At 50.0% G+C, this 18,178-nt stretch carries 20 protein-coding genes; 15 read left to right on the plus strand and 5 right to left on the minus strand.

Going from position 1 to position 18,178, the window contains the following annotated elements; all coding sequences use genetic code 11:
• Positions 1-147 precede the first annotated feature (147 nt).
• From HOM51_06095 to HOM51_06125, 7 genes are all read left to right on the plus strand, one after another.
• On the plus strand, positions 148-1,182 hold the full coding sequence (locus tag HOM51_06095; protein MBT5034076.1) for a hypothetical protein: 1,035 nt from the start codon (positions 148-150) through the stop codon (positions 1,180-1,182).
• Positions 1,183-1,285: 103 nt separating this feature from the next.
• Entirely contained in the window at positions 1,286-1,816 is a 531-nt protein-coding gene (locus tag HOM51_06100) for a hypothetical protein (protein ID MBT5034077.1), read from the plus strand.
• Position 1,817: 1 nt separating this feature from the next.
• On the plus strand, positions 1,818-3,377 hold the full coding sequence (locus HOM51_06105; GenBank protein ID MBT5034078.1) for a tripartite tricarboxylate transporter permease: 1,560 nt from the start codon (positions 1,818-1,820) through the stop codon (positions 3,375-3,377).
• A 21-nt stretch (positions 3,378-3,398) separates the two neighbouring features.
• A complete protein-coding gene (locus HOM51_06110) occupies positions 3,399-4,691 on the plus strand; it encodes an RNA polymerase subunit sigma-70 (GenBank protein MBT5034079.1) in 1,293 nt (430 codons plus the stop codon).
• Positions 4,692-4,716: 25 nt separating this feature from the next.
• Positions 4,717-5,568, plus strand: a complete 852-nt coding sequence (locus tag HOM51_06115) for a fumarylacetoacetate hydrolase family protein (protein ID MBT5034080.1) — start codon at positions 4,717-4,719, stop codon at positions 5,566-5,568.
• 2 nt (positions 5,569-5,570) lie between these two features.
• On the plus strand, positions 5,571-5,945 hold the full coding sequence (locus HOM51_06120) for a VOC family protein (GenBank protein ID MBT5034081.1): 375 nt from the start codon (positions 5,571-5,573) through the stop codon (positions 5,943-5,945).
• Positions 5,946-6,071: 126 nt separating this feature from the next.
• A complete protein-coding gene (locus HOM51_06125; GenBank protein ID MBT5034082.1) occupies positions 6,072-6,758 on the plus strand; it encodes a fumarylacetoacetate hydrolase family protein in 687 nt (228 codons plus the stop codon).
• A gap of 51 nt (positions 6,759-6,809) precedes the next feature.
• Here HOM51_06125 and HOM51_06130 read toward each other — a convergent pair whose 3' ends face one another.
• On the minus strand, positions 6,810-8,042 hold the full coding sequence (locus HOM51_06130; protein ID MBT5034083.1) for an MFS transporter: 1,233 nt from the start codon (positions 8,040-8,042) through the stop codon (positions 6,810-6,812).
• 157 nt (positions 8,043-8,199) lie between these two features.
• Between HOM51_06130 and HOM51_06135 the strand changes: the two genes are divergently transcribed.
• From HOM51_06135 to HOM51_06145, 3 genes are all read left to right on the plus strand, one after another.
• The gene (locus HOM51_06135; protein MBT5034084.1) at positions 8,200-8,697 is read left to right on the plus strand and encodes an OsmC family protein; all 498 of its coding nucleotides are present in this window, start codon (positions 8,200-8,202) and stop codon (positions 8,695-8,697) included.
• Positions 8,698-8,721: 24 nt separating this feature from the next.
• The gene (locus HOM51_06140; GenBank protein MBT5034085.1) at positions 8,722-9,708 is read left to right on the plus strand and encodes an aldo/keto reductase; all 987 of its coding nucleotides are present in this window, start codon (positions 8,722-8,724) and stop codon (positions 9,706-9,708) included.
• 113 nt (positions 9,709-9,821) lie between these two features.
• Positions 9,822-10,451, plus strand: a complete 630-nt coding sequence (locus HOM51_06145) for a sel1 repeat family protein (protein MBT5034086.1) — start codon at positions 9,822-9,824, stop codon at positions 10,449-10,451.
• Between the two features lie 10 nt (positions 10,452-10,461).
• On the opposite strand, the gene HOM51_06150 is transcribed toward HOM51_06145, so the two are convergent.
• A complete protein-coding gene (locus tag HOM51_06150; GenBank protein MBT5034087.1) occupies positions 10,462-10,734 on the minus strand; it encodes a hypothetical protein in 273 nt (90 codons plus the stop codon).
• A gap of 495 nt (positions 10,735-11,229) precedes the next feature.
• On the minus strand, positions 11,230-12,216 hold the full coding sequence (moaA, locus tag HOM51_06155; GenBank protein MBT5034088.1) for a GTP 3',8-cyclase MoaA: 987 nt from the start codon (positions 12,214-12,216) through the stop codon (positions 11,230-11,232).
• Between the two features lie 154 nt (positions 12,217-12,370).
• Between moaA and fdhD the strand changes: the two genes are divergently transcribed.
• From fdhD to HOM51_06175, 4 genes are all read left to right on the plus strand, one after another.
• Positions 12,371-13,228 carry a formate dehydrogenase accessory sulfurtransferase FdhD gene (fdhD, locus tag HOM51_06160; protein MBT5034089.1) on the plus strand — a complete coding sequence of 286 codons (858 nt, stop codon included), beginning with the start codon at positions 12,371-12,373 and terminating at the stop codon, positions 13,226-13,228.
• Positions 13,225-13,854, plus strand: coding sequence for a molybdenum cofactor guanylyltransferase MobA (gene mobA / locus HOM51_06165; GenBank protein MBT5034090.1), 630 nt, complete (start codon positions 13,225-13,227; stop codon positions 13,852-13,854). Before fdhD ends, mobA begins: the two co-directional genes overlap by 4 nt.
• A 31-nt stretch (positions 13,855-13,885) precedes the next feature.
• Entirely contained in the window at positions 13,886-14,092 is a 207-nt protein-coding gene (locus tag HOM51_06170; GenBank protein MBT5034091.1) for a hypothetical protein, read from the plus strand.
• 81 nt (positions 14,093-14,173) lie between these two features.
• Positions 14,174-14,437, plus strand: coding sequence for a hypothetical protein (locus HOM51_06175; GenBank protein MBT5034092.1), 264 nt, complete (start codon positions 14,174-14,176; stop codon positions 14,435-14,437).
• 13 nt (positions 14,438-14,450) lie between these two features.
• Here HOM51_06175 and HOM51_06180 read toward each other — a convergent pair whose 3' ends face one another.
• Both HOM51_06180 and HOM51_06185 read right to left on the minus strand, forming a co-directional pair.
• Positions 14,451-15,563: a hypothetical protein gene (locus tag HOM51_06180; GenBank protein ID MBT5034093.1), complete on the minus strand. Its 1,113-nt coding sequence runs from the start codon at positions 15,561-15,563 to the stop codon at positions 14,451-14,453.
• Positions 15,547-16,665: an NAD(P)/FAD-dependent oxidoreductase gene (locus HOM51_06185; GenBank protein ID MBT5034094.1), complete on the minus strand. Its 1,119-nt coding sequence runs from the start codon at positions 16,663-16,665 to the stop codon at positions 15,547-15,549. The genes HOM51_06180 and HOM51_06185 overlap by 17 nt, the downstream gene beginning before the upstream one ends.
• Before the next feature lie 162 nt (positions 16,666-16,827).
• Here HOM51_06185 and HOM51_06190 point away from each other — a divergent pair, with 162 nt between their 5' ends.
• On the plus strand, positions 16,828-17,817 hold the full coding sequence (locus HOM51_06190) for a DUF3179 domain-containing protein (GenBank protein MBT5034095.1): 990 nt from the start codon (positions 16,828-16,830) through the stop codon (positions 17,815-17,817).
• Positions 17,818-18,178 lie beyond the last annotated feature (361 nt).

Below are 18,178 nucleotides of genomic sequence, written 5' to 3' on the forward strand. Positions count from 1 at the left end.
AGACTTTATCGATTGTGTAACTTGACCCGGGTGTTGAATTGGTCAATGATTTCCCCTATCGGGACGGGGGAGTCCCAATTCGACGATTTATAATGTGAAACTCTGAAAAGTTCTGATAGAGAACAAAATAACTAAGGGAGGATATCCATGAAGAAAGTTTTTGATCGCCGGACAGTTCTGCAAGGAACGTCGGCATTAGGTGCGGCGGCGCTGGCGTCGTCTCCGTTCGACGCATTTGGCATGGGCCATGGCAAATTCCCGTCGAAAGACATCAACATAATGGTTGGAACGCGCGAAGGCGGCGGTGCAGACCGTAACCAACGCTTAGTCACGACCGTATGGAAGAAGTACTTGAAAGTTAATTTCGAAGCTTCTTTCTATCCTGGTGCCGCCGGTCGTGTGGGCTACCAGAAATATATGGGCCTCGCCAAGGATGATGGCCATACGTTGCTGTTCGGCAACATGGGACCTGAGACATTGAACTGGGTTGTTTCCAAGCCTAAGGGCTTTAGCTTCCCTGGTGATTACGTCTACTTCAACCAAGTTGATCTTGATCCTAGTGTGTTCTTCGTACACAAGAAACGTGCGAAATTTAACACCATTGAAGAACTGATTGCTGAAGGCAAAAAGCGTACGTTGAACGTTGGTGTCAGCCGCTTGGCGCACCCAGCTTCATTGGGCGCTTTGGCGCTTGCCAAGCACCTTGGCCTCGACTTCAACCTCATTCCATTATCAGGTGGCAAGAACACTCGTAAGGGTGTTGCCTCTGGCGAAATGGACTTTGGCGCACTTCCTTCTGGCGGTATCGCACGGAAGTATAAGTCCTGGAAAACGCTGGTTACGTTCGACCTTAACAAGCCCACGGGTGACTATGCCAAGGCGCTCTATAACGCCCCAATGGTGAACCAAAAGTTCGGCATGCACCTGCCGGCCCTGGCATCGGCTCGCGCGTTTGCGGTGAAGACTTCGTTCACCAAGAAACATCCGGACCGTTATGCAAAGCTGATTGCCACCGGTAAGGCAACTATCGAGGATCCGGACTTCAAGAAAGCGGTTCTGAAAGCCAAACTTCCGTGGAACCTGATTAAATGGGGCACACCGGAAGATTGCGCAGCCTATGCCAAAGATATCATGGCGGTTGGCAGAGATTTCGCTGATTTGATGAGCAGCAAAAAGAAGTAGTAATCTAGCTCTTCTGTAAGTTCTACATTGAGGTGAGCGGCGTACCCTTGTATGGGTATGCCGCTCATTTCGTGTTTAAAAACAATTTAAGGAATTTTTGTAGATGGCTGAAAATAACCCATCTGGTGGGGCGGAACCAAAACCGATCGGTGCGGATTTAATCATTCCGGTCGCCGCAATAATCTTCACAATCTACTACATATCGACGATTATGAATATGAAGTGGGAAGCGCAGGTCAGTGCCTTTTTGGTTGGAGGTATCCTTTTCCTCCTTTGCACAATTTTCCTGATAAAGACATTTTTAGAGGTTCGGTCTGGCAAAGCGACGATGTCATTTGAGGCCTTGGCTAATCCGATTTCGGTCATTCCGAAGCGGGTCATGCTGTTTGGATTGACGCTGCTTTATATTCTCCTTGTGCCATACGGCGGTTTCACCATTGTGACATTCGGCTTCTTGGCTCTGGCAATGCTGGTGCTTTCGGAATGGCAAAACAAACGCTTCATCCTTGGCTTATCTGCTACGTTAGCGATTGGCGGATATATCCTGTTTATCGTTATTTTCAAGCGACGCTTCCCAGAAGGCCCCTTTGAAACCTTCGTAAATCCCATCGTTAAATCGATGTTGGGAGGTTGATATGGATCTTGATTTAGCCTTCTTCACAGGACTCTTTTTCGATACTTTTTTTAATTACTGGTGGGTAATCCTGCCGGCGATCTTTTTAGGAATTATTGTTGGCGCCATTCCTGGTTTCAGTGCCGCAAATACGATTATTATTCTGTTACCATTGACCTTGGCGATGGGCGAGGAAATGGGACTTATGTTCATGGTCGCGCTCTATTGCTCATCCAGGCTAGGGGCGGGAATTCCTGCAATTTTGGTGAATATTCCAGGGACCGCGGGTGCTGCTGCGACGCCACTTGATGGGTATCCATTGACCCAAAAAGGCATGGGACCGCAAGCACTCTCGATCTCGTTTGTCTCCTCGAATATTGGCGGATTGCTGACCACGATCGTGGTGTTGTTCACCATGCAGTACATCATTGAATTGGTCTATGTGCTGCACTCGGTTGAAATGATCGTCATCATGCTGTTCGGCATTTCACTGATCGCCACCATTGCGGCCAAAGATACTCTCAAAGGTCTGATCGCGGGCTTCTTCGGCTTGATGATCGGCTATATCGGTGCGGACGTAATTTACGAGACGCCACGTGGCACTTTCGGGTTCTTGGAATTGTACGACAAAGTACCTCTGATCCCGGCCTTGGTCGGTCTGTTTGCCATTTCCGAAGCGTTCTTAATCATTGAGCGTAAATCGATCTTGTCCAAAGCCGGACAGGAGAAAATGATAAATTCGACTTGGGGAGATACCTTTGAAGGGGCCGGTATCGCATTTAAGCGCTGGTGGCATATTGTTTGGACGAGTCAAATCGGCCTCATTATTGGTGTTATTCCTGGTGCGGGTGCGGCCATTGCATCGTTCGTTGCCTATCAGCAATCCAAGACATTTTCCAAGACTCCGGAACTTTATGGCACGGGCCATTACGAAGGTCTGATCGCGCCAGAATCCGCGAACAATGGGGTGACGTCGGGAACGCTGGTACCGCTTCTCGTGATTGGTATTCCAGGTGGTGCCACGGCGGCAATTATGCTGGTTGTGTTGCAGTATCACGGGACTACGGTTGGTCCTGATCTGTTCATGGAAAAACCTGAACTGGCCTACGGTGTGTTCACGGCGATGTTGCTGACCTATATGATGATGCTTCCGGCAGGGTTTCCACTGGCGCGCTATATGTCGCGGGTGACCATGGTGCCGACCAGGTACGTCACGCCGATCATCATCGCGTTTACGTTGGTAGGATCATTTGTGCCCCGCGGATACGTCTTCGATATGAACGTGGCATTGGTGTTCGGAATTATCGGCTATATCGCCCGCAAGACAGACTATCACGTTGCCGCAATTTTGATCGGCGTGATCTTGGGGCCCATGCTGGAGAACTTCTTCATCATCGCGCTTAGGATGTCGAAGGGCGATGTCATGACGATATTCTCGTCAACGACAGGCAATGTCCTTTGGGTCTGTTTGGTTCTTTCGTTGATCCTTCCTTACTTGAAGGAATGGCGAAAATCTCGAAAAGCTGATCGGGATGCCATCCATAAAGGGGAAGCGGCCGAACAAGGCGGAACCACCGAATAATAAACTTAAGGAGACTTGGGTATGCCGTTAGACGGTGATTTTAAACCCATAGCCAAGAACGTTACTCGCATCGGACACCTTGATCTGCCGGGCGCCGGTCAGATAGAAGTGCAGGGCGATTACGCCTACATCGGGCATATGGATCGTCCAAATGGGACGTCAATCTTGGACGTTTCTGATCCGAAGAACCCGAAGGTCGTTTCGACCATTGAGCCGCCTGACTATTCGCACACTCACAAGGTGCGAATTGCGGGTGACCTCATGTATACAAACGTGGAGATGGATAAGCGCCACGTTTTGCGTTTGGGCGATAAGCTGCCGGGTGTCCGCGCGGATTTTGAGAAAAAAAATGGTCGACCTGCAACGGATGAGGATTGCGCCAAAATCTTAGGTCGTTCGGTTGAAGAAATTCCTGCGCTTGATGAGGCCCGAGAACGTGGTTACGACGGTGGCGGCTGGCGGCTGTGGGATGTTGCTGATAAGGCAAACCCTAAGCTTCTTAGCTATACTAAGACCCACGGCTTTGGCACCCATCGCTTCGATGCAGATGAACGCTATGCGTATATCTCGACCGAGATGGAAGGCTTCGTTGGCAATATTTTGGTGACCTATGACTGCCAAGACCCGACCAAACCGGAAGAAGTCTCCCGCTGGTGGTTGCCGGGTCAGAACATCGGCGCCGGTGAAAAGCCGTGGTGGACCGGATATTCCCATCGACTCCACCATGCCATGCGTTTCGGTGACGAAATGTGGGCTGCTGTCTGGCAGTCTGGCTATCGGATCATCGATATCACGGACATGAAAAACCCGAAAACCGTTGGTGAAATTCCGCACCCGCCGGTGGTTGAGCCATCCCACACCATCATGCCGATCGGGGATATAAACGGACGTCGCATTGCGGTTGGTGTTGAAGAAGAACACATGGGTTTCGTGCACGGACAACCTCATGCCTGTATGTCTGTATTTGATGTGACCGACCTGAGTGATATTCAGACCGTTTCCACCTATCACGTCCAGGAAATGGACAGCCCTTATTCGCGAATGGAAAACCCCCGCCCCGGTGACCGCTTTGGCGCGCATCAGTTCCACGAGAAACCACACGGCACGCTTGTTTTTGCGACATGGTTCTGTGGCGGGCTTCGGATTGTTGATCTCAAGAACCCAAAACTGCCCGAAGAAGTCGGGAATTTTATCCCGGACCCCTGTGGCGGATTTCCGACGCCTCAAGCCAATGACGTATTCGTCGATGATCGGGAGTTGATCTACATGGTCGACCGGAATTGTGGCCTCGATATCCTTGAATATGATGTTTAACCGAACCTGAATTGAAAGATTAAGAATGAAGTTTTCCAGTTATGAAGTGAACGGCACAGCAACCTATGGCTTGGCTGACGGCGAAGGCAAATTGACGACAGTTGGTGACGACCTCGCACACCGCTACCCGACCCTGAAAGATGTTATTGCAGGGGATGCCCTGGCCGATGTCGCAAATCGTTTGGGCGATAAGACGCCGGATACGGATGTTGAAAGCGTCAAAATGCTGCCGGTTATCCCGAACCCGGCGAAGATCATTTGTGTTGGCTTGAACTACAAGGATCACATTGCTGAAACCCACAATGCAGACACTGAAAAGCCCATGATTTTCTGTCGTTATCCCGACAGTCAGGTGGGCCATCTGCAAGCGCTAAAGAAGCCAAGTCAGGGTGAGTACTACGATTATGAAGGCGAAATGGCTGTCATCATTGGCAAGCACGCGCGCTTCGTCGAAAAGGAAGACGCACTTGATTATATCTGCGGCTATTCCTGCTACAACGAAGGCACCATTCGGGATTGGCAGTACCACACCAAACAATTTTTGCCCGGCAAAAGCTTTTTTGAAACTGGCAGCTTTGGCCCCTGGATGGTCTGCACCGATGAAATTCCAGACCCGACTGTCCTGACGCTGGAAACCCGCCTCGATGGGGAAGTGATGCAGCATACGACGACGGACATGATGATTTTCGATATCCCGACGTTGATCAATTACATCTCGACCTTCACACCGCTTAATCCGGGCGATGTTATTGTTTCTGGAACGCCAGGTGGCGTCGGTTTTCGACGCGATCCAAAAGTCTTGATGGAACCGGGGAAGACGGCCGAGATTGAAATTTCCAAAATTGGTATTTTGAGGAATCCAGTAGAGGCAGCATAGCCATGGCAAAATTGCGTCACATCACTCTTTCAACGGACGATCTTGAAGGAACCGCAAAATTTTACGTGGATTCCTTCGGCATGAAAATCCATGCGCAGCAGGCGCACGCTGTCCGCATGTCGGATGGTGTCGTGAACCTGACGTTGATCAAGTATCGTGACGATGACCATGCTGGCGATGAGCGTGGAGCCGAGTTCTATGGCATCCACCATATCGGTTTCGAAGTCGATGATATGGAGGAGGCCAGCACGCAAATCACTGCGTCCGGCGGTACGCTCCATGGCGAACGCGAGAACGAAATTAATGTCGAGCGAAAATTTCGTGGTCCCAACGGTGTTGTCATCGATATTGCCAAGAAATGGCAGGGAACGAGCTAGGAGTGAGCCAAATTCTAATCACAAACCGGTGACGGGTATTGCGATCAGCAGATGTTCTGGTATGTATCGCCCCTGCAAATATTAAGACGTTCAAAATTTAAGACATTCAAGAAGTATGGAGTAATCATGGGTTTAGTATTTGATATTGAGCAACCGACCATTCCGGTTGAGGGCAGCGACGACGCGTATGCTGTTCGGAGAATTTATTGTGTGGGGCGGAACTATGCAGCCCATGCTCGCGAAATGGGTCACGATCCTGATCGCGAGCCGCCATTTTTCTTCATGAAGCCGGCCGATGCGATTGTCCCCAGCGGTGCGACCATTCCGTTTCCGCCCAAGACCGAAGACCTGCATCACGAAATTGAGTTGGTTGTTGCGATTGGCAAGGGCGGCGCGAATATCTCTGAAGCTGATGCTCTTGAGCATGTGTATGGGTACTGTGTGGGCCTTGATATGACCCGGCGCGACGTTCAGGCACAGGCGAAAGAAATGCGGCGTCCTTGGGATATGGGGAAGGGGTTTGATAATTCCGCACCCGTCACCACACTTAAGACCGTGGAGCAAGTCGGCCACCCTGATCAAGGTGCGATTTGGGTTAAGGTCAATGGTGAGATGAAACAAGAAGGTGACCTCAACCAACACATCTGGGACGTGAAGGAAACGATTTCCTACCTTTCCGGCTTGGTTGAATTGGCCCCTGGCGACCTGATCATGATGGGCACACCGGCAGGTGTTGGCCCTGTACCGCGTGGCGGTAAGCTTGAAGGCCATGTTGATGGCGTTGGTGACCTGACGGTGTCCTACGGGTCTTAATTAACGTCTGAATAATTTGAGAAAACGGCGGTCCGAGGGGCCGCCGTTTTTTTATGGATTGGTTGCTGGACTCATACGCGTATCAACCTGTGTACTGCCTAGGGTCGGGATGCTGATGATGAGGATGATTGCTGAGCCATAGAACACCCAGGCTGGCGAACCTATATCGATGATCCAGCCGAACAGGACCGGTGCGATCGCATTACCGATGCTGAGCCCGGTGGAAAGGAAACCAAAGACCTTTCCTGTCGAATGATCCGGCGTCATTGAACGCGCGATGATGTCTCTGGCGGGGCGCAATAGGCCATGAACCAAGCCTGCACCACTTAGTAAAACAAGTATCATCGTGGGTGATAAATCCCAAACGCCGACGAGTAATAAAAAGATGGCAGAACCGACCAAAACTACATTTGCCATAGATCTGTGATAGGGCATTTTATCAACCAGATACCCTCCCAACAAAATCCCAGCACCGCTGGCGATTAAATACGTGGTCACGGCTTTAGTGCCAAACGCAGCACTGACGCCGTGGATTTGGACCAGCGCCACCGGCATAAAAGTTTGCATGGCCGTAATAACCAATGTCGAAAAAGCAAAGAAGGCCGACATTAGAAGGATCGGTCGTGACAGAATAACGCGCGTGCCTTCTTCCACCGAAACGGCTTTGTTCTCCGCCACCTCATCAGCAGCTATTTCTGTAGGTTGGAAGACGTGGCCACAGACCAGGACGAGTGCGGCGAGCGCCAAGCCGATGGTACCTACAAACATCAATGCGTTCTGCCAGCCCCACCATTCAGTTAAAACAAACATGGTTCCAGGGACCAGCCACATTCCAATGTTGCCACTGAAGGTATGGATGCTGAAGGCCCGCCCCATGAAGGATTGTTCCATGGTCTGGGTTAAAATCGTGAAATTGACCGGGTGAAACATGGCGTTGCCGGCCCCAGCAACGATCATGAGGACAACCAGCATCCAATAATCAGTGGCAAATGCGACCGCACCAATGCCCGTTGCCATCAAGAACAGACCGGTAGGCAAAAATACACGCGGACCAATTCTGTCCACGGCGTACCCGACGGGGATTTGAACAACTGCTGTTGTGATATTGAGAATGGCCAGTAGAAACCCCAGCGCTGCATAGCTAACGCCAAATTCAGCCTTCAGGGAATTGACCATTGGATAAGCTAGCGCGAAGCCATAAAAGTGGCTCATGCCATGGCTAGAGCCAATAAGCGTTAATATTTGGGCCCTGCGTGCCATGGTCGGGGAAGTCAATACGGTCATAGCGGAGGGGGTGCCAGCTAAAGGAAATTGGAGTAAGTGAATTGTGTCTTTCGTTTCAATGATTGATCAAATAGTATCCCGTGCCTTCACCATGGGCAAGTTGGTGGGGGCAAGGTAGCGGCAAGTAGACAATAAATTTAGGGCGGGAGCAGTTTACGTGAACAATATCAATGCCGACGATAAAGACTATTTGAAACCCGACGTTGATCCCAATAAGGCTATGTTGGGTATTCGTGCTGTGAAATCGACGAATGATGCGACGTGTCGGACGGTGGCTACTGTCCGGGGGCATGTGGTGATCAACGATGAGGCCAGTGGCACTGATACAGGGCCAACGCCGATGGAGAACGTTCTCGCGTCTTTGCTCGGATGTGATTCCGTTATCATAAATATGGTCGCCAAGACCATGGATTTCAAATATAGCGGCGTCGATATGGAAGCCGATGGCGAAGTTGACCGTCGCGGGTCGCGCGGTGTTGTTGGCATCAGGCCGCATTTTAATTGGGTTAAGTTGAAAATCACGCTGAAGACCAATGAGTCTGCGGCCCGCATTGAGAAGCTAAAGAAAAACGTCAAGCTGCGCTGCCCGGTGATGAATTTGCTGAAGGATGCAAACGTGAAAGTCGACGACGAATGGGTTATTGTTCCTGAGTAGGGGCAGTGATTTGAGGGGGAATTCTTGAAATATCGTAAGTTAGGTCAGAACGGACCGAAGAAGTCCGCAATTGGCTTGGGCTGCATGTCCATGACCGGGCTTTATGGCGGCGCCGACGAGGCTGAATGCCGCGCTACCATTGAAGCCGCCGTAGACCTCGGCATTAATCACATCGATACGGCCAACGCTTACGGCAATGGTAAGAACGAGGAATTCCTCGGCCAAGCGCTGAACGGCCTTCGCGATAAGTTCATCCTATCCACGAAGTTTGGTAATCGCCGCAAGCCCGAAGGCGGGTTCGAAATCAATAGCCGCCCCGAATCAGTGGTCGCGTCGTGCGAAGAAAGTATGGCGCGGCTCAACGTGGACGTCATTGATATCTTCTATCAGCACCGGGTCGACCCAGACACCCCGATCGAAGATACCGTTGGGGCGATGGCGAAGCTGGTGGAGCAGGGGAAGGTGCGTTATCTGGGGCTCTCGGAAGCTGGACCTGAAACCATACGTCGCGCCCACAAGGTGCATCCGATCTCAGCCCTGCAAACCGAATATTCACTCTGGTCACGGGAGGCTGAGGCTGATGTGCTTCCGGTTTGCCGTGAACTCGGAATTTCCTTCATCGCCTATTGCCCGTTGGGTCGGGGCTTTTTAAGCGGCACGGTTCGGGGTTTCGATGGATTAAAAGAAACAGATCGGCGTAGGCAAGAACACCCGCGCTTCCAACAAGAAAATCTTGAGAAAAACCAAGACCTTCTCAAGCCGTTAGATGATATTGCGGCGGATAAAGGCGTTTCTCCCGCACAAATCGCGATTGCCTGGTTGCTACACCAAGGCGACGAAGTGATCCCCATCCCCGGCATGGCCCGCCGAACGCATCTGTTGGAGAATGTTGCCGCTGTGGATATTGATCTCAGCACCGAAGAACTATCCCTGCTGAATGAAATCTTCGCATTAGACGCCGTCGCCGGAACCCGCTATCCGGAAGTACAGTTGCCGACGTTGGGGCTTTAGCGCGTTCACTTTTCTTCAAACCTTTCTGCCAAAAGCGTTCCCATCCCTTCCATAGCCCTAGCCCTAGCCTGAGCCTTTATAATAACTGAAGCCTCCGTCTAGGAGATCAAGTCATGCGAGTTGCTTTAATAATTTTGTGCTTAGTTTTAAGCTCTACAACTACTTCATCGGCGCAAACACTTGAAGACGCCTTATCGTTAGAAACCGAGGGAAAGTCACAGGCGGCTATTAAAATTTTTAAGAAGTTGGCCGAATCGGGAAATGGTCGGGCTAAGTTTTTTCTAGGGTATAGATACTTAAAGGGCCAAGGCGTTCCCCAATCTGTAGAAATGGCGGATCAGTACTTGGAACCGCTAAAGAAAAATCAGGTGGCTTTTTTCAAAGAGGAGGAAGAGTCTGCTGTGAAGTTGGCGGTCTTTATTGGCATCGAGTGCATTCGCAACTCCTACCTACCAGATGCCCGGGCACGAGAGTGGTTTCTTTTAGCCGAAAAATTATCCAAACCAACCCAGAAAAGCCGCACTCAAGCAAAGATTGCCAGTTTTTATGAAAGAGCATCGGAAAACCATCCATACTTAATCGACCAGGCTATTTACTGGTACCGAAAGGCGAGAGGGCTGGCTAGCGCTAACCTCCTCACCCTACGGTTCAGAATTTGCGAGAGACTCCATTTTTCCGCATCACTAGATCGCGATACCTGTATGTATCAGGAGGAGTTTTTATTCTTGGAGCCTAGTAAATAGGGTCGATTAATTAGGGGCAGGTCGGATTCGGATGGCTATTGCAGCCACGATCAAAGTAATCCTCTTGCAACTCTCTAATTTCACCACGTAATTTTTTTATTTTTTCGGCTATTGCTGCTGTTGGAGTAACCATTTGTGTGATCTTAAGTGCTTCAAGCTCTGCAACATTTTTCACACCTTTGCAGTAAAGTGTCTTACAGCCTTTTGCAGTTTCTTCACCTCTTCTCTTAGAGTTTGTTGGGGCTGAAACATCTCCAATCGGTGGTTTTTTTTGCCCCGACAACACTCGCAGACTGAGAATTTGAGGCTGTTTTCACAATGGTTAAACCGTTGATGTAGTTTTCTCGGTCGTAATTGTCGTTTGTGCCAGTCTCAAACACGGATTTCTTGAGTTTTGAAGTTCTTGATTTCATGACTGCCGTTCCTTTTGTTAGATTATGAATTGCGGAGCGGTCATAAAAATGCCCGGTCCGCTTTTTGCGTCCGAGCCCTGTATTTATCCGACTTCAATTTATAATTGCAAAGCCTAAAATGTTCGCGAACAAAAAAGATTTTTGACATCCTTTAAAATAATAAAGGGGACATTTTATTAAACTATTCAGAAACATATAGCTAACTTATTGAAAATACACAATACTCAAAAAAAATAAAAGTCGAAAATGGAGCAAGAGAAAGACTTTCAAGCTGGACACTCAAAACGGGTAACTGGACACTAGACTGGACATATGGTTTTGCGCCGATCTTAAAATATTTGGCAGTTTTGGTTGAAGAAGGGGCTTTAACCCCCCGTAACACTCATATGCCGAGCGACAGCCGGGCGGCTGTTTCTATCGATGACGAAGTCGTGGCCTTTGGGTTTGCGCGAGATGGCTTCTTCAATGGCTTGGGTCAGCAGGTCGTCGCCTTCGCTTTGACGTAGCGGCGTTATCAGGTCGGCTTGGTCGTTTTGTCCGAGGCACATGTAGAGCGTGCCGGTGCAGGTGACGCGAACCCGGTTGCAGCCTTCACAGAAATTATGGCTCATGGGGGTGATGAAGCCGACCCGCCCGCCTGTTTCACCAACGGAGACATAGGTCGCGGGCCCACCTGTCTTGAGAGGAATGTCTTCCAGGGTCCAATTCTTCTCTAGGTCTTTCCGAATTTGGGTTAGCGATAAGTAGTGATCTGTCCGATCATCGTCAATTTCACCCATCGGCATGGTTTCGATGAAGGTAAGATCGAAGCCTTCGTCCCCACACCATTTAATGAGATCATTAAATTCGTCATCATTAACGTCCTTCAACGCGACCGTATTGATTTTAATTTTTAGGCCTGCGTCTTTGGCAGCCTGAAGGCCCTCAAAGACTTGGTTTAAGTCGCCCCGGCGGGTGATGTCTTTGAATTTATCCCGGTTGAGGGAGTCGACGGAGACATTGAGTCGCCGGACGCCGCAGTTGGCCAATTCTTGAGCGTATTGGGTGAGCTGGCTGGCATTGGTCGTCAAGGTGAGTTCTTCTAAGTCGCCCGAGTCTAAATGTCGGCTCAGGTTTTGAATGAGGCTCATGATGTTGCGACGGACCAGGGGTTCGCCACCTGTGAGCCGCAGTTTCTTGACGCCTAAGCGAACGAAAGCGCTACACAGACGATCGAGTTCCTCAAGCGTCAATAGATTGCGCCGCGGTAGGAATGTCATGTCCTCAGACATGCAGTACCGGCAGCGAAAATCACAACGGTCAGTAACCGAAACACGAAGGTAGGTGACTTCTCGTCCAAACGGATCAATCATCAGGTGAACGTATCCTCAGCCATTAATATGATAGCAATTCATCTACCCTAAGATATTTAAGGTTTTTTCCCAGGGTTATCACGCTATTTTATCTATGTAGTCACGCGGATCCGAATTGAAAAGAGGGCACCCCTTGTCTAACGCAAAAGACTTTATCGTCCAGCCTGACCCGGCTGATCCACAGTTGACCGAAAAGGTTCAAGGTGTGGATCAGGACGGCAAGCCGTTAACGACGTCTGTTACAGTCGAGCGACCGCTGACCTTATACTTAAACGGTCAGGAAATCGTTACCATGATGACGATCAATGATTATCCTGAGTATTTGGCTGTAGGATACCTTCTAAATCAAAATATGTTGCTGCCCGATGATGAAGTTACGGGGGTAGATTATGACGAAGAGGTTGAGACCGTCGTCGTTCGCACGGCGCGAAAAACCGATTACGAGGAAAAACTTAAAAAGAAAACCCAGACGTCTGGCTGCGCCATGGGAACGGTCTTTGGCGACATGATGGAAAGTTTCGAAGACGCCAAGCTTTCAAGTGATGCCGTGCTGAAGACGTCCTGGCTTTATGATCTGGTAAAGAAAATTAACACTGTCCCCAGCCTGTACCTGGAAGCAGGCGCTATACATGGCTGTGTGCTGTGTCATGACGACCGTCCGTTGATTTATATGGAAGACGTGGGACGCCACAACGCTGTCGATAAAATTGCCGGGTATATGTTCATGGAAGGGATCACCGGTGAAGATAAGATGTTCTATACCACGGGACGCCTGACCAGTGAGATGGTGATCAAATGCGTGCATATGCAAATCCCGATCTTAATTTCCAGATCCGGTTTTACCGCCTGGGGTGTGGACTTGGCCAAGCAGGTGGGATTAACCCTGGTTGGTCGCGCGCGGGGCAAGCGTTTCGTTGCGCTGTCAGGTGAAAACCGGATTGTCTATGATGTAGACACGTCGTCAATTGCGGATGAGCCCCGTAAATCTCAACGAAAGGGTGCGGCAGAATGACCGCTCCGCGCGGCCCTGTTGTCGGTGTCTTATTGGCGGGTGGCTTGGCTCGGCGTATGGGGGGGGGCGATAAGTGTCTCCGGCAATTGGGTGGCCGTAGCCTTATAGATATTTTGATCGAACGCACTCAATCGCAAGTCTCCCACCTTATCATTAACGCTAACGGCGATCCCAAGCGGTTTGAGGCGCAAGGGTTGGAAACTGTGCCCGATGTCATAGATGGCTTCCAAGGACCTCTGGCAGGCATTTTGACAGGGTTGGGGTGGGCCGCAATCAATGTTCCAGAGGCTCAGTGGGTTGTGTCGTTTGCGACCGATGCGCCGTTTGTCCCGCTGGATATGGTTGAACGTTTGTTTGAGGCGATAGAAGACGAGCAAGCTGACATGGCTTGCGCAATGACCAACGGTCGCACGCACCCTGTTTTTGCGCTGTGGCCGGTGCGGCTGAAAGAGGAGTTGCACCGCGCCATGGTGGACGAGGAAATGCGCAAGATTGATTTATGGACCGGGCGATACAATATCCTTCATGTAGGGTTCCCGACAGAACCGGTTGATCCATTTTTTAACGTCAATCGCCCAGACGACTTAGCCCGTGCTGAAACTCTTTATAAAGGAATTTTGGTTTAAATCGGGCGCAGTAGATAAAAGGATACTAATGATGCCAAATTTTGAAATTGCCGTTCATAATGAGGAGGTTCGCAAGCTTGAAAATGCTGGTGAACGCCATCGTCATCTGTCGAAAGACTGGGCTGATACGCACTATTTTGAAATAGAGGCGCGGGACGAATCTCATGCAAAAAGTAAGGCCCTTACAAAGTATCCGACTTCTGCCGGCTATTTGATCGAGAAAATTGTGGAGTTGTGACGCAGCCTTTCATTCCTGAAACCTTTTGTTAACTGCCCGGAGAATACCCTGATACCAATGCACTGGTGAAAGGGCAGGATCATGCTTTACCGCAGTAACGATAATGACCGAGATTTTGAGGTTGCCGTTTACAACGCGAAAGTGCGCCAGCTTACGGATGATAATCAATGCCATCCCTATTTAAGCGACCATTGGGCTAATGCGCATATTCAAGATATCAAAGCTGAAAACGAGGCAGAGGCACGAAAAATTGCTGCCGAGAGGTTCCCTTCGAGAGAGGGGTTCGTTATCGAACAAATTGCCCCCAGCCGCTATTTTCAGTCTCCGGTGAGAGACAAGGCTTAAATAAGCCTTCTGTCTACTGGCGCAATTCCTCGTCTTCTTCGCGTTCATCTTCGCCCAAGAAGAATTTGTACGCATTCATTCCGCTAAGAACCACGCCGTCGAACCCCTGGGCTATAATGCCATAAACAAATGACTTGGTATTACCAGCGATAAGCTTCTGCCACTCCGGTCGCCAATATTGAACGTAATACCGGTCTGGGTCTCCAGGGTAGGGGGCGTTGATCCAACTGGGTGAACCCTCTCTCCACCGAGGTTTCCAATAATATCTATAACTTGCAGCTGAACCGATGTCGATGCGCGCCATTACCAGTCGTTTGGCACCGATTTTCTTGTACTTCAGCGTCTCGACTGCCCTTCGGGTCAACGGTTCCCGACCATGAAAGACGTCGACCAATAGCATGTCGAAATTGGTATCGTGCATTTTTAGGGTGTATTCGGCTTGGTTCCCGTAACGCGTACCATCGTTGATCATCACGAAGTTGCGCACGTCCTTCATCGATAAGATATTCTTGGAGGACTCTCTTCGTGGGCGAGGTGGATAGGTTGGCAGGGTATTGAGTTCCAAATCTCGTGCGTGGGCGGCAAACGAGACGAATTTATTTGCACTATTCCGGCGATAGGAATCATCAACGGATTTTCGGTCCTTTACGTAATCAACAACAAGAACGCGCACGCCATTATTGCGGGCGATTTTGGCAAAAGCCAGTTGCCGCTTTATTTTGACGTCACGAGTCGGCTGGCCAAAAATTTTTTCGCCGTAAAACAAACCTTCGAGCAAAATACCATCAATGGAACGAATATAGGTCTTTGCCGGGGCGGGTTTTAGTTTGTCGACGTCCTCGTACTTGACCATCAATTCCAGATTGTTTGAGGTTAGGATCTGGAATGAGCGTTTATATTTCCGAGCAAATCGGCTGATCTTCTGGACGAATTTACGCATTTCCTCGCCCATATCGAGCAAGGCGTTCGGGTCCTCTTCAATTTCAGGCCCTTTTTCTTCGACATCTTTGCCCTGGATGCGGATTTTCCCCTGAGCATCGGGCGCTTGAGCGAACGCGGGTGCCCAAGCAAGCACGCCGATCATTACGCCTATTATAATGGCGCTGATTCTAGTGATCTGTAGCATCCTCAAACCTTTTTAGAACTTCTTCCGCAATCGCTAACGATGATGTTAATCCCGGTGATTCTATGCCGTAAAGGTTAATGAGCCCTTTCACGCCGTGGATGGAACTGTCTTGGATGACAAAGTCCGCAGCAACTTCACCTGGGGCTTGAAGCTTGGGTCGCATGCCCGCGTATCCTGGTTGCAAGGCACCGTCTTCAAGACCGGGCCAGTAATCCCGGATTGCTGCATAAAATTTATCGCCTCTGCTCGGGTCAACCTCGTAATCGATCTTTTCAACCCATTCAACATCAGGCCCGAATTTCGCTTGGCCACCCAGGTCCACGGTCAAATGAACGCCAAGCCCAGCTTTTTCCGGGACGGGATAAATTGGCCGTGAAAACGGTGATTTTCCAGAAAGGGTAAAATAGTTTCCCTTCGCCAGATAGCGAGGAGGGATGGAGTCGGCTGGTACGCCTTCAATTTTGGAGGCAACGGATTGCGCCTCAAGACCGGCACTATTGACCAGAGTTTGGCATTGAAGGGTCATGCCAGCCTCGCCACCGACTTCCAAGGTAATCCCTTTGTCGGAGACTTCTCCACCTGCCAGAGGACTGTTAAAGGCGATCATGCCGCCTGCGTCTTCAAGGTCGCCCTGGTAGGCCAACATCAAGCCGTGGCTGTCAATGAGCCCGGTGGACGGTGATAAATATGCGCCCACGGCGTTTAAGGCCGGTTCCATTTCCACACATTCGGCCGCGTTCAGCCATTTCAAATCCATAACGCCATTGGCTTCGGCTTTGTCTTTAATGTCATGAATAATCTCTAATTGTGCATCATTGGTGGCGACGATCAATTTGCCGCAGCGCTTATGCTCGACACCATGTGATGCACAATAGTCATACATCATTTCTTTGCCACGAACGCAAAGGCGCGCCTTCAGACTGCCTTTGGGGTAATAAATACCGGCGTGAATTATTTCACTGTTGCGTGAACTGGTGCCGGTTCCAATCGCGTCAGCGGCCTCCAAAACTATGGTTTCACGGCCGCTTAGGGCTAAGGCTCGGGCAACCGCCAGACCCACAACACCCGCCCCAATGACAACAGAATCAACAGTTTCGGTCACAAATTTAGTCTCTCAATATCGGTACAGTTAGTTGCGGATTGTGGCGTTGGGGTTGGGGTTGGTCAAGCATACCCCTCACCAAGTTGTGAAACTGGTTTAATTGCCGTGTTTCACTGCTTAGTTGCACAATTGGCCTGTAGATTTCAGAAAGGAATATTATCCATGTCGAAATTTAACAGTGGTGTTCTGCTGACGGCTCTCGCGATCATTTTGTATTTTGGCATAAACGCGGTCCAGGCCAATCCCGACAGCTGGCGCTATGAATGGCCGCGCACAGATTTCAATAAGCATTCGGTGAAATACGATGAAATCATGTCAGGTGGGCCGCCTAAAGACGGCATTCCCTCTATCGACAAGCCAAAGTTCGAACCTGTCAGCAATCACAAGGACCTTGGTGAAAATGAGCCCGTCATTGGCCTTATCATCAACGGAAAGGCGCGGGCTTATCCTTTGCGGGTTCTGATTTGGCACGAAATCGTCAACGATACGTTTGAAGGCGTTCCAATCGCCGTTACTTATTGCCCACTGTGTAATTCTTCGATTGTCTTTGATCGACGGCTCGATGGGAAAGTTCTTGAATTCGGGACGACGGGAAAGCTGCGGAATTCAGACATGGTGATGTATGACCGGCAGACTGATTCATGGTGGCAGCAATTTCTTGGTGAAGGAATTGTCGGCGTTATGACTGGTAAGCAGCTAAAAACCATTCCGGCTCGTCTCGAAAGCTTTGCCAATTTTAAAAAGCGTGCGCCGATGGGGGCTAAGGTCCTCGTTCCCACCTTCAGCGTTTTTCGAGCCTATGGCCGGAACCCCTATGCTTACTATGATACGGCTGCCATGCCGTTCCTGTATCAGGGGGAAATGCCTAAAGGAATTAAGCCTATGGTTCGGGTTATCGCTGTCGGCAACAGCGCTTGGAGCATGCCGCTGCTGGTGAAGAAGGGCCGAATCGAAGCGGGCGATTTGGTGCTTAGTTGGGAAAAAGGCCAGAATTCAGCCCTTGATAGCCGCGAGATTGCCAAAGGCAGAGACGTCGGCAATGTCGTTGTACGCCGAAAGGTCGCTGGCAAGCTTGAGGATGTCCCCTACGATGTCACCTTCGCCTTCGTCTTTCACGCATTTAAGCCAAAGGGGACGTTGCATATAAATTAGGGACGTTGAATTCTAAAGCTGCTTCACGTCCGACAGATCGCCTTCGACTTCGAAGATTAATTCGATCTGAACGCCGCTGGGGTCATGGAGGAAGAGCTGGAGCATCTGTTCGGCTGGCACTCTTCTTTTCTCAAATTTGACGCCCTGGTCTTCAAACTTGGCAATATAGGAATCAGGGTCTTTGCCCTTGAACGCGATATGATCGATGACACCGCTTCCTTCGCCTTGTTCGCTCGGTATTCGGTGATTCTATTTGCGAATGGCGATCCTTGGTTTGTTAACGGCGTACAGCCGTATCTACCGCAAGAGACTCTCTTGGTAAGGGTGCTACATGGTGCAAGCAGTAAGTTTACGGACGATC

The sequence above is a fragment of the Rhodospirillaceae bacterium genome (genome assembly GCA_018660465.1).
GTDB lineage: Bacteria > Pseudomonadota > Alphaproteobacteria > Rhodospirillales > JABJKH01 > JABJKH01.

What these genes read in the sequence shown, in the direction of transcription:
- HOM51_06145 (MBT5034086.1), top strand. Translation starts at nt 9,822, where the DNA reads ATGCGAGTTGCTTTAATAATTTTGTGCTTAGTTTTAAGCTCTACAACT.
- HOM51_06125 (MBT5034082.1), top strand. Translation starts at nt 6,072, where the DNA reads ATGGGTTTAGTATTTGATATTGAGCAACCGACCATTCCGGTTGAGGGC.
- HOM51_06115 (MBT5034080.1), top strand. Translation starts at nt 4,717, where the DNA reads ATGAAGTTTTCCAGTTATGAAGTGAACGGCACAGCAACCTATGGCTTG.
- HOM51_06175 (MBT5034092.1), top strand. Translation starts at nt 14,174, where the DNA reads ATGCTTTACCGCAGTAACGATAATGACCGAGATTTTGAGGTTGCCGTT.
- HOM51_06105 (MBT5034078.1), top strand. Translation starts at nt 1,818, where the DNA reads ATGGATCTTGATTTAGCCTTCTTCACAGGACTCTTTTTCGATACTTTT.
- HOM51_06120 (MBT5034081.1), top strand. Translation starts at nt 5,571, where the DNA reads ATGGCAAAATTGCGTCACATCACTCTTTCAACGGACGATCTTGAAGGA.
- HOM51_06095 (MBT5034076.1), top strand. Translation starts at nt 148, where the DNA reads ATGAAGAAAGTTTTTGATCGCCGGACAGTTCTGCAAGGAACGTCGGCA.
- HOM51_06100 (MBT5034077.1), top strand. Translation starts at nt 1,286, where the DNA reads ATGGCTGAAAATAACCCATCTGGTGGGGCGGAACCAAAACCGATCGGT.
- HOM51_06190 (MBT5034095.1), top strand. Translation starts at nt 16,828, where the DNA reads ATGTCGAAATTTAACAGTGGTGTTCTGCTGACGGCTCTCGCGATCATT.
- HOM51_06180 (MBT5034093.1), bottom strand. Translation starts at nt 15,563, where the DNA reads ATGCTACAGATCACTAGAATCAGCGCCATTATAATAGGCGTAATGATC.
- mobA (MBT5034090.1), top strand. Translation starts at nt 13,225, where the DNA reads ATGACCGCTCCGCGCGGCCCTGTTGTCGGTGTCTTATTGGCGGGTGGC.
- HOM51_06130 (MBT5034083.1), bottom strand. Translation starts at nt 8,042, where the DNA reads ATGACCGTATTGACTTCCCCGACCATGGCACGCAGGGCCCAAATATTA.
- HOM51_06170 (MBT5034091.1), top strand. Translation starts at nt 13,886, where the DNA reads ATGCCAAATTTTGAAATTGCCGTTCATAATGAGGAGGTTCGCAAGCTT.
- moaA (MBT5034088.1), bottom strand. Translation starts at nt 12,216, where the DNA reads ATGATTGATCCGTTTGGACGAGAAGTCACCTACCTTCGTGTTTCGGTT.
- HOM51_06110 (MBT5034079.1), top strand. Translation starts at nt 3,399, where the DNA reads ATGCCGTTAGACGGTGATTTTAAACCCATAGCCAAGAACGTTACTCGC.